This is a genomic window from Amycolatopsis sp. NPDC058340 (assembly GCF_042723975.1).
Classification (GTDB): Bacteria; Actinomycetota; Actinomycetes; order Mycobacteriales; family Pseudonocardiaceae; genus Amycolatopsis.
Genome location: NZ_JBHXIB010000033.1, coordinates 15,123 through 39,175 on the forward strand (window position 1 = coordinate 15,123; position 24,053 = coordinate 39,175).

Here is a 24,053-nt window from a genome sequence, read left to right on the forward strand (position 1 = left end):
CCATGACTCTACTGAGTCTCGTGTTAGACGTCCGTAGGCTGGTGAAAGGTTGCCCCGGTCGTGACACACTCGGCCGGTCGGTGAAGTCGTCGAGGGAGGATCGCGGGATGCGAGTGCTGGTCACCGGGGGTGCCGGATTCATCGGTTCGCATTACGTCCGGCAGGTACTGACGGGCGCGTACCCGAGCTTGGCCGACGCCGAGCTGATCGTGCTCGACAAGCTGACCTACGCGGGCAACGAGGCGAACTTGGAGCCGGTTCGCAAGAATCCGCGTTACCGGTTCGAGAAGGGCGACATCTGTGACGGCGCCCTGGTCAGCGAGCTCATGCGGGGCGTCGACCTGGTCGTGCACTTCGCCGCCGAGTCCCATGTGGACCGTTCGATCGCCGGCGCCGCCGACTTCGTGCTGACCAACGTGCTCGGCACGCAGACCCTGTTGCAGGCCGCGCTCGAGGCCGAGGTCGGGAAGTTCGTCCACGTGTCCACCGACGAGGTCTACGGCTCGATCGAGGAGGGATCCTGGGCCGAAGACCACGCTCTGGAGCCGAATTCGCCGTACTCCGCGTCGAAGGCGTCCTCGGATCTGTTGGCCCGTTCGTTCTTCCGCACGCACGGCCTGCCCGTCTGTGTCACGAGGTGCTCGAACAACTACGGTCCGTACCAATTCCCGGAGAAGGTCATCCCGCTGTTCGTGACCAATCTGCTCGACGGCAAGAAGGTCCCGCTCTACGGCGACGGGCTCAACGTGCGTGACTGGCTGCACGTGGACGATCACTGTCACGGCATCCAGCTCGTCGCCGACGGCGGCAGGCCGGGCGAGGTCTACAACATCGGCGGTGGCACGGAACTGACCAACCGCGAGCTGACCGAGCGGCTGCTGACCGCCGTCGGCGCGGACTGGGAGAGCGTCGAACCGGTCGAGGACCGCAAGGGGCACGACCGGCGGTACTCGGTCGACATCACCAAGATCTCGGAAGAGCTCGGATACGCGCCTCGTCAGTCCTTTGAGGACGGTCTGGCCGAAACCGTCGCCTGGTACAGCGGAAACCGAGCATGGTGGGAGCCGCTGAAGAACCGTGCGGGGGCGTGAACAAGTGCTGAGCATTCTCGTACCGGGCGGATCCGGGCAGCTGGGGCAGGATCTCGCGGCGCTGGCGCCGGACGCCGCTGCCCCGTCGTCGTCGGAACTGAACGTGCGCGACACCGGCCAGGTCGTCGCCGCGGTCACCGAACTGGCGGACCGGGCACGGGCGGCGGGGACGTCGCCGGTGGTGATCAACGCGGCGGCCTACACCGCGGTGGACGCGGCGGAAACCGATGAGGAGCGGGCGTTCGCGGTGAACGCGGACGGCCCCCGGGTGCTCGCCGCGGCGTGCTCGTCGCGCGGGGTGCCGCTCATCCACGTGTCGACGGACTACGTGTTCGCCGGTGACGCGACTTCGCCGTACGAGACCGGCGACCTGCTGGGCCCGCTGAACGCCTACGGACGGACGAAGGCGGCCGGTGAGGACGCGCTGCTCGGGTCCGGAGCCCGGTCTTGGATCGTGCGGACGTCCTGGGTGTACGGCAAGACCGGGTCGAACTTCGTGAAGACCATGGCGCGCCTGGAAAAGGAGCGCGAGGAACTGTCCGTAGTGGACGATCAGACCGGTTCGCCGACCTGGTCGCGCGACCTCGCCGCCGGGCTGCTGGAGCTGGCGGGCCGGGTCGCAGCGGGCGAAGGGCCTTCGCAGCGAGTGCTGCACTGCACGGGCGGCGGATCGACGACGTGGTGCGGGTTCGCGAAGGCGATCTTCACCGAACTCGGCGCGGATCCGGCTCGGGTGAAGCCGTGTACGACGGCGGAATTCCCCCGCCCGGCGGCGCGTCCGGCGTACGGGGTGCTGTCGAACGCCTCTTGGCGCGAGGCTGGTCTCACGCCGCTTCGGGACTGGTCCGACGCGCTGAAGGCCTACTTCGCTTCCTGAGGTCTCCCGCATTTCGTCCTCTGAATGCGGTACTTGCGTGTGCAACTACAGCATTCAGAGGACGAAATGCGGGAGGTCAGTGCTTCGTGCTCGCCTGGCGGTACGCGGCGACGGTGAGTTCTGCGCACGCACGCCAGGTGAAGTTCGCGACGTGGGCGCGGCGCGCGGCCGAGGTGGCGACGGCGTGCGGGTCGCTGACGGCGATCCGCAGCGCCTCCACGAGCCCGTCGACGTCCTCGTAGGGCACCAGGCTCGCGCAGTTCCCCGCGACCTCGCGCAGCGCCGGGATGTCCGTGCACACCACGGGAACGTCCGACGCCAGCGCTTCCAGCACCGGGAGCCCGAAGCCTTCGTCGCGCGACGGCAGCACCAGTGCGCTGGCCCCGGCGACGACGCGCCGGAGGTTCACGTCCGACAGGTAGCCGACGTGCCGCGAACGCGAGCCCACCGAGAACGAACCGGGGCCGACGAACACCAGATCCGGCAGATCCGGCGCGGCCTCGTGGGCCTGCTGGAGCCAGTGCAGTCCCTTCCGCGGCCCGGGCGCGCCCGCGAAGAGCAGGTACTTGTCGGGAAGGCCGAGTTCCTTGCGGCGCTCCGGATCCGGCGGGCGCGCGGTGAACCACGCCGGGTTCACGCCGAGCGGGGTGACGATGATCTTGCCGCGGTCCACGTCGAGCCGTTCGGCGACCTGATCGGCGACGGCGTTGGTGGGCGTGCAGATCGCGTCGGCGAGCTTGGCGCCGCGCCGGACCAGCCGCGGCAGCTCGTGATCGCTCGGCGCGAGCTCTTCGGGAGCGTCCAAAAAGGCCAGATCGTGGATGGTCACCACACCCGCCGCGCGGAACCGGCCGGGCAGCACGAAGTTGGTGCCGTGCACGACGTCCGTCGGCCCGGCGAACAGTTCCACCGGTGGCAGCTGCGAACGCAGCCACGCCTTCCGCAGCAACCGCGCCGCCACCGGCATGCCACGGGCGCGGACGCCGTGCGGGAGCACGTGCCGCAGCCGTCGCCAGCCGCGCAGCGTGAACGCGACGGCGCGAGTGTCCACTTCGGACATCGAGGCGAGCTCTTCGGACAGTGCGACGGTGTACCGGCCGATACCCGTCCTGGCACCGAGAAGCGGGGTCCCGTCGAGCAGGACGCGCAAGGGGCGGTCAGCCACGGCCGAGCCTCTGCTTGGCGACCTTGACCACGCGGCCGCCGACGCGCCGCGCCAGCTCCTTCGGCCCGCCGTCGGCGAGATACTCGCGGATCAGGTCGACGTCGCGGCGCAGCATTTCCTTGCCCCGCACCGGCGCGGTGACCACGAGGTCTTCCGAGCCGGGCAGCCGGTCCGCGGCGGGTCGCGGGTTCCGGCAGAACTCCACCAGCGGCTTCAGCGCTTCAGGCCAGGCGTAGCGCTGGGCGACGGCGGCCATCCGCTCGACGCAGCCCGCGGCGAACTCCTCGTCGTACAACGCCTTTTCCAGCGCGTCGGCCAGCGCGTCCACGTCCTCGGCGGGGACGACGACGCCGAGGCGCTCCTCGCGGACCAGGTCGGCGAACGAGTCGCCGTCGGTGGTGACGATCGGCAGCCCGGCCCACAGGTAGTCCAGCACCCGCGTGCGGAACGCGAACGTCGTCTCGACATGCTCGTAATGTGTGGTGACACCGCAGTTCGCGTCCAGCAGCCAGTTCTGGCGCTCCTCGTACGGCACCCACTGCTGGTTGAAGAACACGTGTTTGCCGGTGAGCCCGAGCGTGTCCGAAAGCAGCATCGTGCGCGCGCCGATGTCCATCTCGGTGACCTCGGGGTTCGGATGCTTCATCCCGAGGAACACCAGGCGGACGTCGCCGCGGCGCTGCCGCAGCAGTTCGATCGCCCGGACCAGGGTCAGCGGGTCGAACCAGCTGTAGACCCCGCCCGCCCACAGCACGACGTGATCGGTCTCGCCGATGCCGTCCAAAGTGGACCGGAGGCCGGGGCCGGTGCGCACGGGTGCCTGCGGTGACAGGCCGAACGGGACGATCGACAGCAGCGACTGGGTGGTCGGGTCGGCGTCGTACAGGCGCGGCGAGAGCCTGCCCATCGCGGCGAGGTGGCCCAGCCAGAAGTGGCGCTGACGCTCCGAAGCGCACAGGAAGAAGTCTCCGCGCTCCAGCTGCGCGTCGAGGACCTTGGTGACCCCGATGAGATCCAGTGCCCGTTTGTCGTCGGGCACGCCCTTGCCCTGTTCGAGCAGCTCCAGGTGCATCGGGTCGTACAGGTCCGCGACCACGATCTTGTGCGCGTACTGCTTCTTGAGCGAGGGCGCGAGCTCCAGCACGTGACCCTGCAGGATGATGATGTCGGCCCAGGCGATCGGTGTCTCCAGATCGCGCCGGGTGGCCGCGCTGACCCGGAACGGCGCGGGCGGCGGGTCGGCGAGCGGGTTGATCGTCACCAGGTGGACGTCGTGCTCGGTGGCCAGCGTGGCGGCCATGTTCCAGGCGCGGATCGCCGGGCCCGCCATCCGCTCGGTGATCGCGTCACCGGTGATCACCAGCACCTTGCGGCGCTGCCCGAAGAGCGCGTCGATACCGAACGTCTCGACCAGGACGTCGTGCGCGGCGAGATAGCGCGGCAGCGGATACGCGGGCTCCAAAGCCTTGCGCAGCAAGGGAAGCAGGTCGGCGTCGGTGCGGACGCGGGCGGCCTGTTCGGCGGCGCGCGACTCGGCGAGCGACGGCAGCAGTTCGACGAACTGGTCGATCGCCAGTACGCCGGCCAATGTCGTCCTCGGTACCTCGACCGGACCGGTTTCGGCCGGGCCGGTGCCCTGGGCGAGATCGAACCGGGTGGCGTCGAGATCGCCTCGCGCGGTCGCCCGGCGGACGGCCAGCGCCAGCGCGGCGGGCAGTGCACGCGAGAGAGTCTCGTCGGAGAGGTTCTTGTACAGCGCCGCCAAGGCGTTGCGCTCCAGCAAGAACGTCTCGCGCCCGGAGTCCGGGGCGTCCACTGTGGACATGGTGGCGTGGTGCTTGTGGTAGGTCAGCGACTCCGGCACGTAGCGCACTCGCCAGCCGCGCAGGTTCAGCCGCCAGCCGAGGTCGACGTCCTCGTAGAACATGAAGAACCGCTCGTCGAAGCCGCCGAGCTCGGCGAACACGCCGGCGCGGACGAACATCGCCGAACCGGTCGCGAACAGGACGTCCTTGGCGATCTCGTGTTCGGCGGCGGGGACGTCGGCCAGCGGGCTGCCGGCATGGCGTTTGTAGCCCATGCCGAACCAGGTGAGGCCCGCGTCGACGAAGTCGGTGCCGGTGCCGTCCCAGTCGAGGACCTTGCTGGCCACCGCGGCGACCGTCGGCTGCGCGCGCAGCTCGGCGACGGCCGCGCCGACCCAGCCGGGAGCCGGGCGGGCGTCGTTGTTGAGGAAGGCAAGGACGGTACCGGTGGCGTGCTTCGCGCCGAGGTTGCAGCCGCCCGCGAAACCGGAGTTCACCGGGGATTCGACGAGCTTGACGCCCGGCGCGGCGGCCTTGATCTCGGCGACGTCGGTGCCGCCGGAGGCGTTGTCGACGCAGATGACCTCGAGGTTCGGGTAATCGTGTTCAGCGAGTGCGCGCAGGCAGGTGACGGTGTCGGCGGCCCCCCGGTAGTTCACGACGATCACCGAGACGACCGGTTGCGTTTCCCCCTGCGCCAAAGCCGTACTCCCTGCTCTCGATTGGGGCAAGCTTAATTGCCCGCCCACGCGTCCCAGACCGCGCCTCGGCCCAGTGTCGCCCGTCGCCCGACGGCCCGCCGCTCGACCAGCGTGCGCGGCAGGCGGGCGGCGACGGCGCCCAGGACGCGGCATCGGAGGATCGGACGGAAGTTCGGTGCCGCCGGTTTCCCTCGAAGGGGGAGCACCGCGGTGAGGATCGCGAACTTCACCAGCTGGCGGATCGCCACCGCGCGCGGAGCGCACCGCAGGAGGGTGAGGAGGCGGTTGCGTTCATTCCACAGATGGAACTGGACCGAACCCGGCCGCGTGCTCGCGCCATGCTGGTGGGTGACGTCGGCTTCGGCGTGGACGACGTCCCAGCCCGCCAGCCGCAGCCGCCACGCGGTGTCGGTGTCCTCGTAGTAGCAGAAATAGGAGGCCGGGACGCCGCCGACGGAACGGAGCGCCTCGACGTCGAGCACGGCCGCGCCCCCGCAAAAGCCGAAGATCTCTTCGGCGGGTTCCGGCAGGTCGGCGCCGTGGCCGTCGGCGGTCAGGCGGACGCCGGTGGACTGGACGGTCCCGTCGGCCAGCGTCAGCCGGGCGCTCACGGCGGCGGCGAGCGGCGCCTTCGCGAGTGTGTCCTCGCAGGTCGCGAGCCACTCGGGCGTCGGAGCGGCGTCGTCGTTCAGCCAGGCCATCAGCGGAGTGTCCACTTTGTCCAGTGCGGCGGCCATGGCGCCCGCGTAGCCGGTGTTGCGCCGCAGCCGGAGCACTTCGGGCTTCGACGGATGGGCGGCGAGCAGGGCGGCAGTTCCGTCGTCGGAGGCGTTGTCGACGACCAGGGTCCGATGCGCGCGGGACTGCGCGGCGAGGGCGTCGAGGCAGGCGGTGATATGCGCGGCGCCGCGCCAGGTGACCACGACGACGGTGGTGCTGGTCATGGTGGAGAGAATAGAGACCATGCCCGAACTGGTCGTGCTCGCCGAGCAGCTGCTGGCGCCGGTCCCCGGCGGGACCGGCCGCTACACCGGTGAGCTGCTGCGCGCCCTCGCCGAGACGGCGCCGCCGGGCTGGACCGTGTCGAGCGTGGTCGCGCGGCACGCCGACATCGAGGCCGCGGTCGTCGAAGGGGTCGCGGGGCCGCGCGTGCTGCCGGTCCCGCCCCGGGCGCTGATCGCCGCTTGGCAGCTGGGCCTGCCGTGGTGGCCGGGCGGCGACGCGGTCCACGCGCCGACACCGCTCGCGCCCGCACGGGTGCCGAAGGGACGGACGCTGTCGGTCGCGGTGCACGACACCGTGCCGTGGACGCATCCCGAGACGCTGACCCCGCGCGGCGTCGCGTGGCACAAGGCGGTGATCGCGCGGGCCGCGTCGCGGGCGACCGCGCTGACCGTGCCCACGCAAGCGATTGCGGACGAGCTCGCCGGGCTCGTGCCGGTTTCGGTGCCGGTGCGCGTGATCCCGCACGGGGTGCGGCCGCCCGCCGGATTCGTCGAGGTCGCGCTGCCGGAGCGGTACGTGCTCGCGATCGGGACGATCGAACCGCGCAAGGGCATCGACGTGCTGATCGACGCCGTCGGCCGGATCGGGGTGCCGCTGGTGCTGGCCGGCCAGCCGGGCTGGGGCGGTATCGACCCGCGGGCGCTGGCGCGCGAGCACGGCGCCGACGTCCGGCTGCTGGGGAAGGTGAGCGACGCGGAGCTGGCGTTCACGTTGCGGGGCGCGTCGGTGCTGGCGATGCCGAGCCGGGCGGAGGGATTCGGGCTGCCGCTGATCGAGGCGATGGCGGCCGGGGTGCCGGTGGTGCATTCGGCCGCTCCCGCCCTCGTCGAGGTGGCCGGGGGAGCGGGCGTCACCGTCCCTGTCGGGGATGCGCAAGCGCTTGCGGACGCCCTTCGCGACGTCCTCGACCATCCGGAGCGTGCGGCGGCGCTGCGTGACAGTGGTCTCAGCCGTTCGAGTGAGTTCACGTGGCAACGAGCCGCTTCCGCCGTTTGGGGCCTCCACCTGCGCTAGCAGTTTGTCGGTTCCTCACCGCGGGCCTGGTGCATCGCCGTACCCTCCTAGGGTGACCGATGACCCTCGCGTGCTGATCGACGCGACCGCCGTCCCCGCGGACCGGGGTGGCGTCGGTCGTTACGTGGATTCGCTGGTCGCGGCGCTGGACGAGGACGGCGCGCGGATCACCGTCGTCTGCCAGCCGCGGGACGCGGTGCTGTACGACCGGCTCGCGCCCGGCGCGCGGATCGTGCCCACCTCACCGTCGACGTCGACCAGGACGGCCAGGCTGACCTGGGAGCAGGCGACCCTGCCGCGGCTGGTGCGGCGGCTCGCCGCCGACGTCGTCCACTCGCCGCACTACACGATGCCGCTGGCGAGCCCGGCCGCTTCGGTGGTGACGTTGCACGACGCGACCTTCTTCACCGACGCGGTCCTGCACTCTTCGGTGAAGGCGCGCTTCTTCCGCGCCTGGACCGCGACTGCGCTTCGCCGCGCGACACTGTGCGTCGTACCGAGCATCGCCACGGCGGCCGAGCTGGAACGCGTCGGCCAGGTGCGCACGGCAGAGCTGGAGATCATCCACCACGGCGTCGAACCGGATCGGTTCCATCCGCCCTCGCCGGCGGAGATCGAGGCCGCGCGCAAGGCCGTCGGACTCGGGAAGACGCCGTACGTCGCCTTCCTCGGCGCGCTGGAACCGCGCAAGAACGTGCCCGCGCTGATCCGCGGCTTCGCGCACGCCGTGATCGGCAGGCCGAACCCGCCCGCCCTGGTGCTGGCCGGGCAGCCGGGCTGGGATTCGCAGGTCGAGCGCGCCCTGGACGCCGTTCCGCACCGGCTGCGGGTGATCCGGGCCGGATACCTGCCGTTCGACACGCTCGCCGGTTTCCTCGGCGGCTCCGAACTGGTCGCCTATCCGAGCCTCGGCGAGGGATTCGGACTGCCGGTGCTGGAGGCGATGGCGTGCGGCGCGAGCGTGCTCACGACGCGACGGCTTTCGCTGCCCGAGGTCGGCGGGGACGCGGTCGCCTACTGCGGTGTCGGCGCCGGTGACGTCGCCGCGGCCATCTCGGAGCTGCTCGACGCCCCGGCTCGCAGGGCCGAGCTGGCCGAAGCCGCGCTTCGGCGGGCGAAGGAGTTCTCGTGGGCGACGACCGCGGAGCGGCACCGTGAGGCTTACGCGAAGGCTTGGTACCGGCATGCGCAGCGGCGGGCGGGCTGACCCACCTCGTGAGTGTTGAGGACGGTTAGAACCGTCCTCAACACTCACGAGGTGGGTGGGGCGCCAGGCGCGTTCGGTGACGGGTGGACAATGGCCGCGTGACTGAGCACCCCAGCTACGGCGACGGGATCGCCGTCGTGACCGTGACGTACTTCCCCGGCGAGACTCTCGAGAAGTTCCTCGACACCCTCGAGAAGGCGACCGACCGGGACGTCCAGGTCGTCGTCGCCGACAACGCCTCCACGGACGGCGCGCCGGAGAAGGCCGCCCGCCGGGACAACGTCAAGCTGCTCAGCATCGGCGAGAACGTCGGTTACGGCACCGCGGCCAACCGGGGTGTCGCGGAACTCGACGACAGCTACGGCTGGGTCGTCGTGGTGAACCCGGACCTCGAATGGGAGCCCGGCTCGCTCGACGCGTTGCTCGAGGTGGCCGAGCGCTGGCCTCGCGGTGGCGCGTTCGGCCCGCTCATCCACGATCTCGACGGCACGGTGTATCCGTCGGCCCGGCTGCTGCCGTCGTTCGGCCGCGGGATCGGGCACGCGGCGTTCGGCAAGATCTGGCCGGGCAATCCGTGGACGCGGCAGTACCGGCAGGAGACCGGCACCCCGGTCGAGCGCACGGCGGGCTGGCTTTCCGGGTCCTGCCAGCTGTTCCGTCGCGAGGCCTTCGACTCGGTCGACGGGTTCGACACGCGCTACTTCATGTACTTCGAGGACGTCGACCTCGGCGACCGGCTGGCCCGCGCCGGCTGGCTGAACGTGTACGCGCCTTCGGCCAGTGTCATGCACATCGGCGGACACTCGACTTCGCAGGCTTCGGCGAAAATGCTGCGCGCGCATCACGACAGTGCGTATCGCTACCTCGCGGACCGTCACCGCGGTCTCCTGTGGAAGCCGGTCATGCTCGCGGTGAAGGCCGGTCTCGCGCTGCGCCTCAAGCTCGAAACGCGCCGGAAGTAGCCGTTCCGGCCACCGGAATTCACGCGACCGGGCTCTTCGTCGTCGTTACCGTCGGTGCATGGACTTCGCCGCACTGGACACCTGGCTGACGGAACGAGCCGGGGAGGACCGCTTCTCCGGGGTCGTGCTCATCCGGCGGGGTGACGAGACGCTGTTAGAAAGCGGCTACGGCCTGGCCAGCCGCCGCTGGTCGGTGCCGAACGCGCCGGACGTGCGGTACGACACCGCGTCGATCACCAAGGTCGTCACCGCGATCGCCGCGCTGCGGCTGGCCGACGAGGGCCGGTTGGACCTCGACCGCCCGATCGGCGAGATCATCGACCTCGAAGGCACGGTGATCGCGGCCGGGGCGACGACGCGGCACCTGCTCACGCACACGTCCGGGATCGCCGACGACGCCGACGAGGAGGCTGGCGAGAGTTACGAGGCGTTGTGGGTCGACAAGCCGGTGTACTCGGTGGTCGAGACGCGGGATCATCTGCCCAATTTCGCTTACCGGGCACCGAATTTCGCGCCGGGCGAGGGCTGCCGGTACTGCAATTCGGGATACGTCCTCGCCGGGCTGGTGATCGAGGAGATCACCGGAAGCGCGTATCGCGACCACGTCCGGGAGACCGTGCTCGACCGCGCGGGAATGACCGATTCGGGGTTCTTCGACCGGAGTGATCCGCAGCCCAGGGTCGCCGAAGGCTGGGACCCGATCCTCGACGGCGAGCGGATCACCGGCTGGAAGCAGAACATCTTCAGCTACCCGCCGATCGGTTCACCCGACGGAGGCGCGTACTGCACCGTCGGCGACCTCGTGCGGCTTCTGCGGGCGATCCGCGAAGAACGGCTCTTGAGCCCTGAGCGCACGAAGGAGTTCCTCACGCCGCAGGTGCTCCACAGCAGCGGCGTTTGGTACGGCTTCGGCCTCGAATTCGTGCTGGCGCCGGACGGTTCGGTGCGGCACTACTACAAGGACGGCGGGAACGTCGGAGTCTGCTCGCTCATGCGGCACTATCCGGCCGAAGGGCTGGACGTCGTGATGCTGTCCAACGCCACGTACGGCGGGGGTGCGGCGATCAAGGAGATCGATCGGGTGATCCAAACCGCCTGAGATGCCATCCCGTGATGCCATGAAAGGTCCTCTACTCGCAAATTTCGCGAGTAGAGGACCTTTCATGGCACGTGAGGGGCTAGATGCCGTCCAGACGGCGCGAGAGGTTCGAACGTCCTGAAGGGTTCTGCTTCACCGTCGGCACCAAGCCGCCGACCTCGTTCTCGACGGTCTCCGGCTCCGGCTGCTCGATCAGCGGGCTCTGCACCGGCGCGGCGGGCGGCCGCCGGGTGAGCGGGGTCGTCGCCTGCGGCAGCGGTCTGGTCTGCTGAGGGGTGCCGGGACGCCGCGGGTACGGCTGCGGCTGGGTCGAGCCTTCGCCCCGCACCGCCGGCAGGTCCAGCCGCGTCGTCGGTTCGGGCCCCGCGAGCGGGTGGTCGTTCTCCGCGATCAGCGAAGCCGGTAGCTGAGTGGTCGTGTCCGGGTCCGACGAACGGTCGATCTCGGCGACCACCGACCGGGGGATCTGCTGAGTGTTCGCGGAGTCCATCGGAGACGTCGCGTTGTCCGGTGTCACGACGAAGGCTCCACGCGCGCTTGCGCGTGCGAGCAAGGCGTCCGCCCGAGCACGGGGGTCCATTCCCCTAGGCCTCCCGACTGACCTGGGGCCCTCTGGGTTCAGGGCCGACTGTGTGTTGTCTAGGGTAGGCCCTAGGGGCGGCTGCCGTCAGCAGACCCGCAAACGTCTTCCGACAAATGTCGGTGTCAGGCTTCCATGTCCGAAAGGATCCGGGTGCTGGAATCGGCCTTGTCCGTGCCGCCGATGCCGTAGATCATCGAGATGTTGTTGCGGGCCCCAGCCTCGACCTCGTCGGCGGGGAGCTCGTCGACGTTGCGCCGGTCCCCGCCATTGCAGAACTCGAGCTCCGTGTCCGGGTACGCCGCACGGATCAGGTCGAACGACTCGTTGATGCCCGGCCCCTGCTCGACGGCGATGTACACGTCGTCGACGATGCGCAGCGCGCGGACGATCCTGGCCCGGACGTCCTCGACCTGGATCACCCTGCCCTTCTTGAGGACCTGCTGGTGATCGTTGTTGACGATGACGATCAGGTAGCCGGACCGTGCCTGAGCGGCTTCGAACAGGTCGAGATGGCCCTGGTGGAGCGGGTTGAAGTACCCGCTGACGATCGAGGCCTTCGCCGGTCGCTCGGTCATCGTCGGTGTCCTCCGTAGGCTTACGGTTTCGGGTGGCCCGCCCACCCTAGCCGAGCGCCGGGTAGTTTCCGTGTGTGCGCTTCCGTCCTGCCTTCGAGCTGGACCTGGACACCGTTCTGGGCCCGCTGAGCCGTGGGTCGCGTTCGCCCAACGTCGTCCGGACCGAGGGCGGGGTCACCTGGCTGGCCGCGAACACCGCGGACGGCGCGGGGACGCTCGCGCTGCTGCGCCGCGCGGACGGCGAGATCGAGGCGGAGGCCTGGGGCCCGGGCTCGGACAGGCTGCTCGAAGGTGTCCCGGCGATGCTCGGCGCATTCGACGACGACTCCGGATTCGTCGCGCACCACGACGTCGTCGCCTCGGCCCGGCGGCGGAACCCGGGACTGCGCCTCGGCTCGACCGGCCGGGTGTGGGACGCGCTGGTGCTCGCCGTGCTGGAACAGAAGGTGACCAGTGCGGAGGCGCTGCGGTCGTGGGGCGAATTGTGCCGCTGGTTCGGCGAGCAGGCGCCGGGTCCGGGGCCGTCCCGGCTGCGCGTGCCGCCGACGCCCGTCGCCATCCGATCCATTGTGGACTGGAAATGGCATCGCGCCGGGGTGGACCTGAAACGGCGGACGACACTGATCGCGGCGGCGCGCGTCGCGCCGCGGCTGGAGAAGGCCGTCGAACTGAAGGGTGTCGAAGGCCGGGCCTGGCTGCGGAAGGTGCCCGGTATCGGCGTGTGGACCGCGGCGGAGATCGCGCAGCGCGCCTGGGGCGACCCGGACGCGGTGAGCTTCGGCGACTACAACATCCCGTCGATGGTCGGGCACGCGCTCGTCGGCACGAAACTCGACGACGTCGGGATGTCCGAAGTGCTGGCGCCGTATTCGCCGCAGCGGCAGCGCGCGGTGCGCTACCTGTCGACGGCGGGATTCCGGCGGCCGAGGTTCGGGCCGAAGATCGAACTCCGCGACTACCGGGCGATGTGACTCAGTTGCCCCAGCCCTGCGGCGGGTACGGCTGCTGCTGGCTCGGGTACTGCGGCTGCTGCTGCGGGTACTGGTGGTACGGAAGAGCGGGCGGCTGCGGTTTGCTGTTCGACTTAACCAGGAAGTAGATCCCGACACCGACCCCGGCCAGGATCAGGACGCCGACCACCAGCACCAAGAGGAAGACCATGCCGAGAGACTAACCCGCGGTCCGGTCACCAGCCCGGCGGCCGTTGCCGCGGGGGCCCGCCCGGGTGCTGCTGCGGCGGGTACGGGCCTTGAGGGCCGCCCGGCGGGTACTGCGGCGGGTACGGCGGCTGGGGCGGATAGGGCGGCGGTTTCGGCTTGTTGAGCGTCTTGATCAGGAAGAAGACACCGACACCCACGCCCGCGAGCACAGCGACGATGACCACCAGTTGAAAGATCCCGACCACGGCACACCCCCTCTTGTTCGTTCGGAGGGTAATGCCGGCCGGCCGGACTCAATGCGCGGGGCGTTCCTGGAGCCGCGTGCGGTAAGCCGTGACGTTCGCGGCCAACGCGGCGTTCACGATGGCGACCGCCTCCCCTTGGGTCAGCCCGAGTTTGCGGGTGATCGCGGCGTATTCGGCGGCGGCCTTCTGCGCCAGTTTCCGGTTCTGGTCGCCGGAGTCGCCGACGAAGGTGCCCGCCCGGCCGCGGGTTTCGATCAGGCCCGCTTCCTCGAGTTCGCGGTAGGCCTTGGCGACCGTGTTGGGGGCGATGCCGAGGTCTTCGGCGAGTTTGCGCACCGTCGGAAGTTTCGTGCCGACCGGCAGCGTCCGATCCTTGATCTGGGCGGCGAACGCCGAACGAACCTGCTCGTAGGGAGGGATCGGCGAGTTGGTGTCGACGCTGATGATCACTTCGGTGCTCCTGGTTCTCGGTTCGCAGACTTGATCAGAACACCGCCTTCCCCGGTGGAGAGGAGCTCAGCGATGTCCTGCGAAGCCGGACCACGAGCGTAGCCAGAAGGCTGATCGCGACGCTTCCCAGTAAGTAGGCCCACAGCCATTTGGCGAACTCCGGTATCGCGGAGGTCAAGGGAAGACCCAGGTAGACCCCGGCGGGCATGAGGGTCAGTTGCGTGTCCTTCTTGCGGAGCATGTCGTCCGTGCGCAGGGAGATCTCGTCGTCGGCGAGGCTGGGCTGCTTGATCACCTGCCGGGCCAGCGCGAAGGACAAGGCGCCGAGGACGGCGATTCCCGCCACGTAGGTGAAGCCGATCAGCTGCTTCTCGGTGGATTCGGCGAGGAAGCCGACGGCAAGGCCGAGACCGATGCCGCCGACGGAGCTGACCAGCCACAGCGTGACCGTCCCGGGGCCGGCCACCTCGAATACGCCGAGCCGCTTTCCGTGCGCGATCCGGCGGGGCACCGACCGCGCCAGCCGCTGTTCGGCTTTGCGTATCCGGAGCGTGGTCCACCAGACGAGACCGGCCAGGACGACGAAGGTCATCAGGATCGCGACGAGCGCGCCCGATTCGGAAATCCTCGGCCAGTCCGCCTTGTGGCGTGACATGAGCGTGGGAGCTCCACCCGAGGTGCCGAGAAAGAACTCCTGACTCAGGAAGAACCAAACGCCCCAGGTGGCTCCGAGCAGAGCCACGGCCACCCAGATCGTCTGTCTCTTGATCCTGCCCCGCAGCTTCAGCCTGGTCAGCTGAAGCTGCTGGGATTCGTTGAGAATCACCACAGCGCCCCCTTGTATCAGTGATCGTATCGCCATGATGGCACAATCACTGATACAAACGCAAGGGCTACTGACGAGGCGGCACTACCTGTGTCCGGTCGCTGTCGGGGACGACCTGGGTGGCGTCGCCGCCCGCCGGGGAGACGACCTGGGTCCGGTCGGCGTTCGCGGGCGACACGACCTGCGTGCGGTCGGCGTTCGCGGGGGAGACCACCTGCGTGCGGTCGGCGGCGGCCTGTTGGTGCGGGGAGACGACCTGCGTTCGATCCGCGTCCGCGTCGATCGGCGGCCCGGCCTGCGGCGGAGGCGGTGGGAAACCGGGCTGAGGCATGCCGGGAGCGCCGAACGGGCTGGGTGCCGGAGCGCCGGGCGGCGGCGCGAAACCCGCCGGGGCCGGGGTCGGGGGCGGCGGGAAGCCGGGCGCCTGGCCGAAGCCGGGCTGAGGCGGCGGCGGGAAACCAGGCTGCTGCCAGTTGCCCTGCGGAGCGGGGCCACCGGCGGGCGGCGGAGGCGGCGGGAAGCCCGGAGCCGGGCCGCCACCGCCGAAGTTCGGGTTCTGCGGGAAGGTCATCGGTGGCTTCTTCGCCTGGTTGACCTTCACGATGATCACCACGATCACGATGATGACGACGATGATCGCCAAGATCAGCAGAAACCAGCCGAAGCCGTCACCGTCACCGCTGCTGTGGACCCGGACCCGGTCCAGGTATGGCGTCAGCGTCGTCAGCATCATTCCCCCTTAAGAACGTCAGCCGACACCCTAACGGCCGGACGCCGCGGGCACGGCGGCTTCCATCAGTTCGGCGAGATCTTCCGACCCGTTCGGCAGGGAATCCACCGGCCACCAACGAAGATCGTCCGATTCGTCGCTTTGGACCGGTTGCGCTCCGCGTGGTGCGCGCACCACGAATCGCACGTCGAAATGCCGGGTCGGCACGCCGAGCGAACACGTGATCGGGTGAACGTCGAGATGTACCGGAGCCGGGTCGATCACGAGGTCGTCGATGCCGGATTCTTCGCGTGCCTCACGAAGAGCGGCGTCCGCGAGCGTCGCGTCGCCGGGTTCGCAATGACCGCCGAGCTGCAACCAGCGGCCGACCCGCGGATGCAGGGTGAGGAGCACGTTCTCCGCGTCGGCGTCGAGAAGGACGGCCGACGCGGTGATGTGCCCGGCCGCGCATTCGCGGCGGCAGACGTCGTCTCGTGCGGCGAGGAAACCGAGATAGGCCTGGCGCAAGGATTCCTGGGCCGCGTCCGCCGGTCGCCAACCGGACAATGTGGACACGACGTCGTCGTGCAGGGTCACAGTTCGAGAAGTCCTTCACCGGGTTCGACGGGGCCTCGAGCGGGCGGGAGCGCGGCGGGATGCCCGATCGCGACCGCGCCGAGCGGTTCCCAGCGCTCGTCCAGGCCGAGGACGTCGCGCACGATGTCCGCGGCGAAGATCGTCGACCCGATCCAGCACGAGCCGAGATCTTCGGCGGCGAGCGCGACCAGCAGGCCTTGCACGGCCGCTCCGCCCGCGACGGTGAACATCGTGTGCTCACAGGCGTTCCGGCGGTCGTCGCGGTAGGTGTGCGCGCCTTCGGCGACGAGGAACGGCACCACGACCTCGGGCGCGTTGTACAGGATGTCGCCGCGGCTGAGCCGTTTCGCGACCTGTTCGGCGGTGAAGTCGTCGCCTTCGAGATCGGCCTGCCACGACGCCTTCATCGCGTCGAGAAGCTTGCGGCGCAAGCCTTCCTCGCGCAGCCACACGAACCGGACCGGCTTCGTGTGATGCGGCGCGGGGGCCGTCAGCGCGGTCCCGACCGCGCGGCGCAGCACCTCGGGATCGACCGGCTCGCCGGTGAACGACCGGATCGAACGCCGCGCCAGCACGGCCTCCCGGCGGCCCTGCGCGATGGATTCGTTGGTGCCGAGGCGGAACAGGTCCTCCTCGACCGGCCGGAGCAGTTTGCGAGCCGTCGAGCCGTCGTCGGTGAGCTGGAGGCCGCGCACGACGGCGACCGGTGTCCCGCCGAGCTTGCCCTTGACCAGATCCGCGGCGGCGGCGAGTTCGTCGGCGATCGCCACTTCGGTGACGGCGAGTTCGTTGCCCTGGCCGTCGACCTCGCCCGCGTACGAATGCAGCACCCGCAGGCCGGAGGCGCCGATCGCGGCGTCGGTCTGCCCGACCCGCCACGCACGGCCCATCGTGTCGGTGACGATGACGGCGACCTCGACGCCGAGCCGTTCGCGCAGCCCGTTCCGCAGCGCGAGCGCGGAAGCGTCCGGATCCGACGGCAGCAGCGCGACCTCACCGGAGGCCACGTTCGAGGCGTCCACGCCGGACGCCGCCTGCACGATGCCGAGTTTGTTCTCGGTGATCACCGTCCGGTTGATCCGTGCGATCACGCGGACGGACTCCTCCTCGACGAGCTTGCGCCGGGCGGCGTCACGCTCCTCAGGATCGGACGGGACGCGGATGAGCATGCCCTCGGTCTTGGAGACGATCTTGCTCGTCACGACCAGGACGTCACCCGAGCGAAGCCACGGGGCCGCCTCGACGATCGCGCCGGTCAGATCGTCGCCGCGCCGGAACTCCGGCAGGCCTTCGACCGGCAGGATCTCGATCTTCGCCGAAGCGTGGTCAGTCAACGGAAACTCCCGCCAGATCGAAGGCCGCGCGCACCATCGCCGCGGTCGCGTCCACATCGGACATCAGCAGGGGCACGTCGCGGACCGCGACACCCGGCACGTCGACGGTTTCGCCCTCGGCGACCAGCCAGCCGTCGAGCACACCCTCCGGAGATTCCTTGCGGGAACCGTAATGCCGCCCCACGGCCTCGGCGGAGGTCTCCACGCCGATCGCGCTCAGGCACGCGTCGGCCATACCGCGCAACGCCTTCCCGCCGATGATCGGCGAGACCCCGACGACCTTGGCGCGCGTCTTCCGCAGCGCGTCACGGATTCCCGGGACGCCGAGCGTCGTGCCCACCGAGACCACCGGATTCGACGGCGCGAACAGCACGATGTCGGCGGCCGAGATGGCGTCGAGCACGCCCGGTGCCGGCTTCGCCTCGTCGGCACCGACGGCGATGATCGAATGCGCCTTCGGCTCGGCGCGATAGCGCACCCACCACTCCTGGAAGTGGATCGCCTTGCGCTGGTCCGGGTCTTCCGGATCGTCGATCACGACATGCGTTTCGACGCGGTCGTCCGACATCGGCAGCAGGCGCACGCCCGGCTGCCAGCGATCGCACAACGCCTCGGTGACCTGGGACAGCGGATAGCCCGCGCGCAGCATCCGCGAACGGATGAGATGCGTCGCGATGTCCTTGTCGCCCAAGCCGAACCAGGTCGGCTCGGCGCCATAGGCGGCGAGCTCCTCCTTGACCGTCCAGGTCTCGCCGGCGTGACCCCAGCCGCGCTCGGTGTCGATCCCCCCGCCGAGGGTGTACATGCAGGTGTCCAGGTCCGGGCAGATGCGCAGACCGTGCATCCACACGTCGTCCCCGGTGTTCACCAGCGCGGTCACCTCGTGCGGCGACTCCGGCGCGGAACCCCTCGCGGGCAGACCCAGTGCTTGTTTGACCCCCAGCAGGAAGCGGGCCCCGCCCACTCCGCCGACCAAAATGACGACCTTCACGACGGGCGATCCTCGCACGCGCCGGGTCCCGGGGCCCAGTAGCGGTACCTGTGGTGCTCCGTACAGCCCAGGCTCTCGTACAGCTTCAGCGCGCCGGAGTTCGCCATCGCGACCTGCAGGAGCATCCCGGTCGCGCCCTGATCGGCGCCCCAGGCGCCCACGGCGTTCATCAGCCCCCTGGCCAGCCCGCGCCGCCGGAACTCCGGCCGTACCTCCAAACGGGCGATGTGCAGCCACTCGCCGACGACCGCTCCGCGCACCGCGCCTGCCGTGACGCCGTCCAGCTCCACGATCCCGAAGCCGACCTTGCCGGTGCCGAGGACGTGCCGCGGTGCCTCCGGCGGGTCCGCGCTGCCCGCCGTCATCTCCCACCATCCGGACGTCGGCTCGTCGAGGATCACCGCTCCCGCCGAGGTCCCGCGCGAGAGCGGCCCGGTGAGCAGGCGGACCTCGTGCGCGGGCTTGTGTTCCACATAGTGGACCCAGCCGGAGGCGGCGAGTTCGTCTTCGAGAGACGTGTTCTGGATCACCTGAACGACCGCCGGGATGGCATGATCGTGGGCGAAGTCACAGACCGCCCGCAGGGCGTCTGGCAGCGGTTTTCCCGGGTTACCGATCGCCAGGGCACTGTTGGCCCGTGCGGTGAACCCGTCCGCCCAGCGGAGCCTCCAGTCGCCGATCCGGCTCTCCAGCAGGGGAGTCCAAGCCTGGCTACAGGTGAGCTCGAGCATTTCCGCACTGTTCACGGTTAGATTGTGCCAAGGAAGGCAGTGGAGGGACCCCGATGAGCATCGCGCGCAAGGACGACAGGCACAACGAAGACCTGGTCCGCGAGATCTCTGACGGCTTCAACCGGGCGTTGGGCGCGGAAAAGGCCGTCGAGAAGGGCGAGACGGACACAGTGGCGGCGAAGCCCGCCGCGCCGAAGTTCGTCATCACCGGGGACAGCAGAGCCACTCCGCCGCCGCGCCGGAAAGACCGCTGAAAGCCCATACCCGGGGTATGGATAAGGGTGGCCTAAGCGGGCCGGTCGCGCCCGTGGGCGCGTAATGTCCGTTGCAGACTGGTGAAGCAGAGATAAAGCAGGAGTGCGCAGTGACCTACGTGATCGCCGAGCCCTGCGTCGACGTGCTCGACAAGGCGTGTATCGACGAGTGCCCCGTGGACTGCATCTACGAGGGTGACCGCATGCTGTACATCCACCCGGACGAATGCGTCGACTGCGGTGCCTGCGAGCCGGTCTGCCCCGTCGAGGCGATCTACTACGAGGACGACGTCCCCGACGAGTGGAACGACTACACCAAGGCCAACGTCGACTTCTTCGACGAGCTCGGCTCGCCCGGTGGCGCCTCCAAGGTCGGCAAGACCAGCCACGACCCCGCCTTCATCAAGGCTCTTCCCCCGCAGGGCGAATGAGCCGGGTCGCTCTTCCCGATTTTCCCTGGGACTCCCTCGCCGAAGTCAAGGCGAAGGCCCAGGCGCATCCCGGCGGCATCGTCGACCTGTCGATCGGCACGCCGGTGGATCCGGTCCCCGAGAGCATCCGCGCGGCGCTCGCGTCCGTGTCGGAGATCCCGGGGTACCCGACTACGCACGGGATCCCCGAGCTCAGGGCCGCCGCGATCGACGCGCTTTCGCGGCGGCACGGCATCGAGGGCGTTCCCGAGACCGCCGTACTGCCGACGATCGGTTCGAAGGAACTGGTCGCTTCGCTGCCGCGGCAGCTGGGGTTCGGCCCCGGCGATCTCATCGTCATCCCCGAGGTGGCGTACCCGACCTACGAGGTCGGCGTGCTGCTGGCGGGTGCTTCCCTGCTGCGCGCGGACAGCACGTTCGCGCTCGGCCCGCAGCGGCCCTCGATGCTGTGGATCAACTCGCCGTCCAATCCGACCGGGCGGGTGCTCGGTGTCGACCACCTGCGCAAGGTCGTCGAATGGGCGCGCGAACGCGATGTCGTCGTGGTCTCCGACGAGTGTTATCTGGCGCTGGGCTGGGAAAGCGAGCCCGTGTCGATCCTGCACCCGGACGTGCACGGCGGCTCCCTCGACGGTCTGCTGGCCGTCCATTCGCTGTCGAAGTCCGCGAACCTCGCGAGCTATCGCGCCGGATTCGTCACCGGTGACCCGAAGCTCGTCGCCGGCCTGCTGGAGATCCGCAAGCATTCCGGGCTGATCGTGCCGCGGCCGGTGCAGGAGGCCATGGTCGCCGCGCTGAAGGACGACGAAGCGCTTGCCGTGCAACGGGAACGCTACGCGCGCCGTCGGCTGGTGCTGCGGAAGGCGTTGCTGGACAGCGGTTTCGAGATCTCGCATTCCGAGGCGGGGCTGTATCTCTGGTCCACGCGCGGTGAACCCGCGCTCGACACGGTCGACTGGCTCGCCGAACGCGGCATCCTCGCCGGTCCGGGCACGTTCTACGGGCCGGCCGGGGGGAACCACGTCAGGATCGCCTTGACGGCGACGGACGAGCGGATCGACGCGGCCGTGGAGCGGCTGGCTTCCTGATTCAGCGAACGTCGCGACCGGTGAAACCCCGGTAGACGAATCGCGTCAGCGCCTCGACGGCTTCTTCTTCGGAGATCGCCGACGGGTCGAGCAGCCACGTGTGCGCGAAACCGTTGACCAGTTCGGCCATCATGGCGAGCGTGACCTGCTCCGACGCAGGGAGTTCCATACCCGCCGCGGTGATGTACCCGAGGTGGTCGAGGAGGTCCGCCGCTTGAGCGGCGCCGAAGCGCGCATAGGTGCGGGCGAACTCGTCGCTGACCATCGCGGCCTGGCGCAGCGCGAGCATCGTCGGGGCGTTGTCGCGGTGGAAGTTCCAGTACTCGCAGACATGCCAGCGCACGGCTTGCGGGTCGGTGAAATCGGGTATGTGCTCCGGTGAGGTCGCGTTGACGTCGCTCTCCGCCGCGAGGTCTTCGAGTAGCGCTTCGAGGAGTTCTTCCTTGCTCGCGAAGTGGTTGTAGAACGATCCCGCCGCGCGTCCGGCCTCCGCCGTTATGTCGGTGATCTTGGTGTTCAGGTACCCCTTCGCCGCGAAAACGCGCTTCGCCGCCTCTTTGAGCGCGGCCTCGGTCTCCGCCGCCTTCTCCTTGCGGCTCATCGCCACCTCCTTGACACGGAAGGCTAGCAACGGTCAAACTGAATCCAGATTCACTGAATTGAAATTCACTGGAGGAGAGATGACCGAGGTGCTGATCGCGGGAGCCGGGCCGACCGGGCTCACGCTGGCCATCGACCTCGCGCGCCGCGGCGTCGGCGTGCGGATCGTGGAGAAGGCCGAGACGTTCTTCGAGGGTTCGCGCGGCGACGGCCTGCAGCCGCGCACGCTGGAGGTCTTCGAGGACCTCGGCGTACTGGACGCGGTGCTGGCCGCCGGGCAGCCGCCCGTGGCGATGAAGATCCATCTGGGCGGCGAGGTCGTTGGCGAGCGGATGATGGCCGAGCTCGCCGAGCCGACCCCGGACGTGCCGTATCCGAACGGCTTCTTCCTCGGCCAGTCACGGACCGAGGGGATCCTTCGTGAGCGGCTCGCCGAATTCGGCGTCCAGGTCGAACTCGGCACCCCGCTGCTCGGTTTCGAGCAGGACGCCGGCGGGGTGACCGCCGAGCTGCCGGGCGAGCGCGTCCGGGTCGGCTATCTCGTCGGCGCGGACGGGGGGAAGAGCTTCGTGCGCAAGGCGCTCGGGATCGCGTTCGAGGGCACCACCGACGAATCGGTCCGCATGCTGCTGGGGGACGTCCAGGCCGAGGGGCTCGATCGCGCGTACGGGCACTGGTTCGCGAAGCCCGAGGATCCGATGTCGGGGATCGTGCTCACGCCGCTGCCGGGGGTGCCGCACTTCCAGTTCGCCGCGCCGCTGGGCGAGGAGGAGGTCGAGGCGTCGCTCGGCACGTTGCAGTCCCGGCTCGACGAGCTGTCGGGCGGAGGGGTCCGGCTGCACGATCTCGCCTGGTCGACGGTGTGGCGGCCCAATATCCGGCTCGCCGAGCGGTTCCGTGACGGTCGGGTGTTCCTCGCCGGCGACGCGGCGCACGTCCACCCGCCGACCGGTGGGCAGGGGCTCAACACCGGCGTCCAGGACGCGTACAACCTGGGCTGGAAACTCGCCGACGGCTCACCGGAGCTGCTCGACAGCTACGAGCCCGAGCGTCGCGGGGTCGCCGCGCGGGTGCTGAAGATCAGCACCGAGATCCTCGAGAAGTACAAGGAAGGCGCGGAAGACGCGCACGAGCGCGGCGAGAACACGCGTCAGCTCGACATCGGCTACCGCGGCGGCCCGCTCGCGCCCGCGGCGACCGGCCGGATCAGGCCCGGCGACCGCGCCCCGGACGCACCGTTGAAGGACGCGAACGGCAAATCCGTCCGGCTGTTCGAGCTGCTGCGCGGCCCGCAGGCGACGCTGCTGGTGTTCGGCGACGGCCCGGCACCCGAAGGCGCGCGGCGGATCCTGCCCGCGGGGAGCGCACTGTCCGATGTGGACTTCGAGGACGTCGGCGGGCATGCCTTCGCCGCGTACGAAGCCGAGAACGGGCGGCAGGTGGAGATCCGTCCGGACGGCTATATCCGCGAGCTCACCGCCTGAGCGGCCGCGTCGACCTCCGCCCAGACGTCGCGCCACACGGCGCGGACCTCGGCACGGCGCTGCAGTTCCTTCTCCGCGACCCGGCCCGCGATGAACGCGACCTCGGAGTCGACGGAGGCGACCACGCCGCGCATCCGGTCAGCGGCGACACAGGCGTCCTGGTGATCCCCGAGGACGGTCTGGAAGTTCTTCGTGGCCTTGATCAGCCGCTGGATCCGTTCTGCCTGCTTCTTCTTCGCCGCGGGCTTGGCCATCTCGGCGGCGTAGCGAAGTTTCTTGCCGTAGATGCGAAGCGCGTGAAGGTCGTCGTCCGGGGGATCGGCGGGAAGCGCCTTCACGGCCTTCGCGAGCTTTCGATGCGGCTTCGCGAGACCGGCGACGAGATCGGCGGAGGTCTGGGGACTTTCGGCGGCGGTTTCTCCGGTGGCCGGTTGCCGGGCGAGACGGCCGATGTCCTGCAGCATCGAGGCGTACCGGGGGCTGGCGAGCGCACGGGTGAGCCGACGCTTCGCGACACCGCGTTCGGTGACGAACTTCGAGACCAGACGGCGCGCTGCAGGCTGGTCGCGCACCTCGAATTCGGCGACGACCTCGCGGAGGTGCCCGATCAGGACGTCGTAGTCGCGGACGTCGCCGAGGGACTGGCCGAGCCAGCCGAGTTCGGCGCGCACCGGTTCGGCGTCCGGGCCGACAAGGCGGCCCGAGAGCTTGAGGACACTCCGCATGCGGCGCAGCGCGACCCGCATCTGGTGGAGGTCTTCAGGGTCGGCACCGGATTTGGTGCCCGGTTCGTGCGCCAGAAGGGCGCGGATCTCGACGTCGAGTTTGACCCGGACATGGGTGGCCGCCGGATCGCCCGGCCCCGCTTTCGCGGGACGGTCGCCGAGCCCGAGCGCGGCAGGAGTGGTCGAAGGGACGTTCTTGCGCGGCAGGGTCTCGGCTGTCACAAGATGAATTCTAGGTGAACCGACAAGGTGGTCCAGGCCGTGAGAGAAGCAAGGGACCTTTGCTACCGCCCTCCGGGGGAGAGTGGTAGCAAAGGTCCCTTGCTGTCGTTCAGGGCTTCGGG

The 24,053-nt window shown here is 69.7% G+C and carries 27 protein-coding genes; 11 read left to right on the forward strand and 16 right to left on the reverse strand.

All coding sequences use genetic code 11. From position 1 onward, the window contains the following. Window positions 1-107: 107 nt before the first annotated feature. Window positions 108-1,091 (forward strand): dTDP-glucose 4,6-dehydratase, encoded by a 984-nt coding sequence (rfbB, locus tag ACFWIW_RS28790; protein WP_378371364.1) that lies wholly within the window; start codon window positions 108-110, stop codon window positions 1,089-1,091. 4 nt (window positions 1,092-1,095) lie between these two features. Beyond that, complete coding sequence (rfbD, locus tag ACFWIW_RS28795) at window positions 1,096-1,968, forward strand: dTDP-4-dehydrorhamnose reductase (protein ID WP_378371365.1); 873 nt, start codon at window positions 1,096-1,098, stop codon at window positions 1,966-1,968. Between the two features lie 76 nt (window positions 1,969-2,044). Here rfbD and ACFWIW_RS28800 read toward each other — a convergent pair whose 3' ends face one another. From ACFWIW_RS28800 to ACFWIW_RS28810, 3 genes are read right to left on the reverse strand one after another with little or no spacing between them, the layout of a single operon-like run. Continuing rightward, window positions 2,045-3,133, reverse strand: a complete 1,089-nt coding sequence (locus tag ACFWIW_RS28800; protein WP_378371366.1) for a glycosyltransferase family 4 protein — start codon at window positions 3,131-3,133, stop codon at window positions 2,045-2,047. Continuing rightward, window positions 3,126-5,639, reverse strand: coding sequence for a glycosyltransferase (locus tag ACFWIW_RS28805; protein WP_378371367.1), 2,514 nt, complete (start codon window positions 5,637-5,639; stop codon window positions 3,126-3,128). The genes ACFWIW_RS28800 and ACFWIW_RS28805 overlap by 8 nt, the downstream gene beginning before the upstream one ends. Before the next feature lie 32 nt (window positions 5,640-5,671). Then, window positions 5,672-6,583 (reverse strand): glycosyltransferase family 2 protein, encoded by a 912-nt coding sequence (locus ACFWIW_RS28810; protein ID WP_378371368.1) that lies wholly within the window; start codon window positions 6,581-6,583, stop codon window positions 5,672-5,674. Window positions 6,584-6,602: 19 nt separating this feature from the next. Between ACFWIW_RS28810 and ACFWIW_RS28815 the strand changes: the two genes are divergently transcribed. The 4 genes from ACFWIW_RS28815 to ACFWIW_RS28830 all read left to right on the forward strand — a co-directional run bounded on the left by ACFWIW_RS28815 (window position 6,603) and on the right by ACFWIW_RS28830 (window position 10,926). Then, complete coding sequence (locus ACFWIW_RS28815) at window positions 6,603-7,658, forward strand: glycosyltransferase family 4 protein (protein ID WP_378371420.1); 1,056 nt, start codon at window positions 6,603-6,605, stop codon at window positions 7,656-7,658. Between the two features lie 70 nt (window positions 7,659-7,728). Then, on the forward strand, window positions 7,729-8,865 hold the full coding sequence (locus tag ACFWIW_RS28820) for a glycosyltransferase family 4 protein (RefSeq protein WP_378371421.1): 1,137 nt from the start codon (window positions 7,729-7,731) through the stop codon (window positions 8,863-8,865). A 98-nt stretch (window positions 8,866-8,963) separates the two neighbouring features. Next, entirely contained in the window at window positions 8,964-9,827 is an 864-nt protein-coding gene (locus tag ACFWIW_RS28825; protein WP_378371369.1) for a glycosyltransferase family 2 protein, read from the forward strand. Between the two features lie 58 nt (window positions 9,828-9,885). Continuing rightward, a complete protein-coding gene (locus ACFWIW_RS28830) occupies window positions 9,886-10,926 on the forward strand; it encodes a serine hydrolase domain-containing protein (protein WP_378371370.1) in 1,041 nt (346 codons plus the stop codon). A 79-nt stretch (window positions 10,927-11,005) separates the two neighbouring features. Here ACFWIW_RS28830 and ACFWIW_RS28835 read toward each other — a convergent pair whose 3' ends face one another. After that, window positions 11,006-11,443 (reverse strand): hypothetical protein, encoded by a 438-nt coding sequence (locus tag ACFWIW_RS28835; protein WP_378371371.1) that lies wholly within the window; start codon window positions 11,441-11,443, stop codon window positions 11,006-11,008. Window positions 11,444-11,631: 188 nt separating this feature from the next. Continuing rightward, window positions 11,632-12,084 carry an HldE family cytidylyltransferase gene (locus ACFWIW_RS28840; RefSeq protein ID WP_016331402.1) on the reverse strand — a complete coding sequence of 151 codons (453 nt, stop codon included), beginning with the start codon at window positions 12,082-12,084 and terminating at the stop codon, window positions 11,632-11,634. A gap of 74 nt (window positions 12,085-12,158) precedes the next feature. Between ACFWIW_RS28840 and ACFWIW_RS28845 the strand changes: the two genes are divergently transcribed. After that, window positions 12,159-13,055 (forward strand): DNA-3-methyladenine glycosylase family protein, encoded by an 897-nt coding sequence (locus ACFWIW_RS28845; protein WP_378371372.1) that lies wholly within the window; start codon window positions 12,159-12,161, stop codon window positions 13,053-13,055. Between the two features lies 1 nt (window position 13,056). On the opposite strand, the gene ACFWIW_RS28850 is transcribed toward ACFWIW_RS28845, so the two are convergent. The 9 genes from ACFWIW_RS28850 to ACFWIW_RS28890 all read right to left on the reverse strand — a co-directional run bounded on the left by ACFWIW_RS28850 (window position 13,057) and on the right by ACFWIW_RS28890 (window position 19,127). Next, complete coding sequence (locus ACFWIW_RS28850) at window positions 13,057-13,245, reverse strand: hypothetical protein (RefSeq protein ID WP_240595576.1); 189 nt, start codon at window positions 13,243-13,245, stop codon at window positions 13,057-13,059. A gap of 25 nt (window positions 13,246-13,270) precedes the next feature. Beyond that, on the reverse strand, window positions 13,271-13,468 hold the full coding sequence (locus ACFWIW_RS28855; RefSeq protein ID WP_378371373.1) for a hypothetical protein: 198 nt from the start codon (window positions 13,466-13,468) through the stop codon (window positions 13,271-13,273). Window positions 13,469-13,537: 69 nt separating this feature from the next. Continuing rightward, window positions 13,538-13,939, reverse strand: a complete 402-nt coding sequence (locus tag ACFWIW_RS28860) for a GntR family transcriptional regulator (RefSeq protein ID WP_378371374.1) — start codon at window positions 13,937-13,939, stop codon at window positions 13,538-13,540. Window positions 13,940-13,973: 34 nt separating this feature from the next. Further along, a complete protein-coding gene (locus ACFWIW_RS28865; protein ID WP_378371375.1) occupies window positions 13,974-14,768 on the reverse strand; it encodes a hypothetical protein in 795 nt (264 codons plus the stop codon). Window positions 14,769-14,832: 64 nt separating this feature from the next. Continuing rightward, window positions 14,833-15,495, reverse strand: a complete 663-nt coding sequence (locus tag ACFWIW_RS28870) for a hypothetical protein (RefSeq protein WP_378371376.1) — start codon at window positions 15,493-15,495, stop codon at window positions 14,833-14,835. Between the two features lie 30 nt (window positions 15,496-15,525). Beyond that, entirely contained in the window at window positions 15,526-16,071 is a 546-nt protein-coding gene (locus tag ACFWIW_RS28875; protein ID WP_378371377.1) for an NUDIX hydrolase, read from the reverse strand. Next, window positions 16,068-17,405, reverse strand: a complete 1,338-nt coding sequence (locus tag ACFWIW_RS28880; protein ID WP_378371378.1) for a coenzyme F420-0:L-glutamate ligase — start codon at window positions 17,403-17,405, stop codon at window positions 16,068-16,070. Before ACFWIW_RS28880 ends, ACFWIW_RS28875 begins: the two co-directional genes overlap by 4 nt. Beyond that, window positions 17,398-18,396 carry a 2-phospho-L-lactate transferase gene (gene cofD, locus ACFWIW_RS28885; protein WP_378371379.1) on the reverse strand — a complete coding sequence of 333 codons (999 nt, stop codon included), beginning with the start codon at window positions 18,394-18,396 and terminating at the stop codon, window positions 17,398-17,400. The genes ACFWIW_RS28880 and cofD overlap by 8 nt, the downstream gene beginning before the upstream one ends. Then, window positions 18,393-19,127, reverse strand: a complete 735-nt coding sequence (locus ACFWIW_RS28890; RefSeq protein WP_378371422.1) for a GNAT family N-acetyltransferase — start codon at window positions 19,125-19,127, stop codon at window positions 18,393-18,395. The genes cofD and ACFWIW_RS28890 overlap by 4 nt, the downstream gene beginning before the upstream one ends. A 53-nt stretch (window positions 19,128-19,180) precedes the next feature. On the opposite strand from ACFWIW_RS28890, the gene ACFWIW_RS28895 reads away from it, so the two are divergent. The 3 genes from ACFWIW_RS28895 to dapC all read left to right on the forward strand — a co-directional run bounded on the left by ACFWIW_RS28895 (window position 19,181) and on the right by dapC (window position 20,900). After that, entirely contained in the window at window positions 19,181-19,381 is a 201-nt protein-coding gene (locus ACFWIW_RS28895) for a hypothetical protein (protein WP_034304919.1), read from the forward strand. Window positions 19,382-19,491: 110 nt separating this feature from the next. Further along, window positions 19,492-19,812: a ferredoxin gene (gene fdxA, locus ACFWIW_RS28900; protein ID WP_016331413.1), complete on the forward strand. Its 321-nt coding sequence runs from the start codon at window positions 19,492-19,494 to the stop codon at window positions 19,810-19,812. Further along, complete coding sequence (gene dapC / locus ACFWIW_RS28905; RefSeq protein ID WP_378371380.1) at window positions 19,809-20,900, forward strand: succinyldiaminopimelate transaminase; 1,092 nt, start codon at window positions 19,809-19,811, stop codon at window positions 20,898-20,900. The genes fdxA and dapC overlap by 4 nt, the downstream gene beginning before the upstream one ends. 1 nt (window position 20,901) lies before the next feature. On the opposite strand, the gene ACFWIW_RS28910 is transcribed toward dapC, so the two are convergent. Next, window positions 20,902-21,501 carry a TetR/AcrR family transcriptional regulator gene (locus ACFWIW_RS28910; protein ID WP_378371381.1) on the reverse strand — a complete coding sequence of 200 codons (600 nt, stop codon included), beginning with the start codon at window positions 21,499-21,501 and terminating at the stop codon, window positions 20,902-20,904. Window positions 21,502-21,580: 79 nt separating this feature from the next. Here ACFWIW_RS28910 and ACFWIW_RS28915 point away from each other — a divergent pair, with 79 nt between their 5' ends. Beyond that, window positions 21,581-22,984, forward strand: a complete 1,404-nt coding sequence (locus ACFWIW_RS28915; protein WP_378371382.1) for an FAD-dependent monooxygenase — start codon at window positions 21,581-21,583, stop codon at window positions 22,982-22,984. On the opposite strand, the gene ACFWIW_RS28920 is transcribed toward ACFWIW_RS28915, so the two are convergent. Continuing rightward, window positions 22,960-23,931 carry a CHAD domain-containing protein gene (locus ACFWIW_RS28920; RefSeq protein WP_378371383.1) on the reverse strand — a complete coding sequence of 324 codons (972 nt, stop codon included), beginning with the start codon at window positions 23,929-23,931 and terminating at the stop codon, window positions 22,960-22,962. The genes ACFWIW_RS28915 and ACFWIW_RS28920 overlap by 25 nt on opposite strands. Window positions 23,932-24,053: the final 122 nt, after the last annotated feature.

Excerpts from the sequence above, each read along its gene's own strand:
- rfbB (WP_378371364.1), top strand. The coding sequence starts at position 108 with ATGCGAGTGCTGGTCACCGGGGGTGCCGGATTCATCGGTTCGCATTAC.
- ACFWIW_RS28810 (WP_378371368.1), bottom strand. The coding sequence starts at position 6,583 with ATGACCAGCACCACCGTCGTCGTGGTCACCTGGCGCGGCGCCGCGCAT.
- ACFWIW_RS28815 (WP_378371420.1), top strand. The coding sequence starts at position 6,603 with ATGCCCGAACTGGTCGTGCTCGCCGAGCAGCTGCTGGCGCCGGTCCCC.
- ACFWIW_RS28830 (WP_378371370.1), top strand. The coding sequence starts at position 9,886 with ATGGACTTCGCCGCACTGGACACCTGGCTGACGGAACGAGCCGGGGAG.
- ACFWIW_RS28840 (WP_016331402.1), bottom strand. The coding sequence starts at position 12,084 with ATGACCGAGCGACCGGCGAAGGCCTCGATCGTCAGCGGGTACTTCAAC.
- ACFWIW_RS28850 (WP_240595576.1), bottom strand. The coding sequence starts at position 13,245 with ATGGTCTTCCTCTTGGTGCTGGTGGTCGGCGTCCTGATCCTGGCCGGG.
- ACFWIW_RS28870 (WP_378371376.1), bottom strand. The coding sequence starts at position 15,495 with ATGCTGACGACGCTGACGCCATACCTGGACCGGGTCCGGGTCCACAGC.
- ACFWIW_RS28890 (WP_378371422.1), bottom strand. The coding sequence starts at position 19,127 with ATGCTCGAGCTCACCTGTAGCCAGGCTTGGACTCCCCTGCTGGAGAGC.
- ACFWIW_RS28895 (WP_034304919.1), top strand. The coding sequence starts at position 19,181 with ATGAGCATCGCGCGCAAGGACGACAGGCACAACGAAGACCTGGTCCGC.
- dapC (WP_378371380.1), top strand. The coding sequence starts at position 19,809 with ATGAGCCGGGTCGCTCTTCCCGATTTTCCCTGGGACTCCCTCGCCGAA.
- ACFWIW_RS28910 (WP_378371381.1), bottom strand. The coding sequence starts at position 21,501 with ATGAGCCGCAAGGAGAAGGCGGCGGAGACCGAGGCCGCGCTCAAAGAG.
- ACFWIW_RS28915 (WP_378371382.1), top strand. The coding sequence starts at position 21,581 with ATGACCGAGGTGCTGATCGCGGGAGCCGGGCCGACCGGGCTCACGCTG.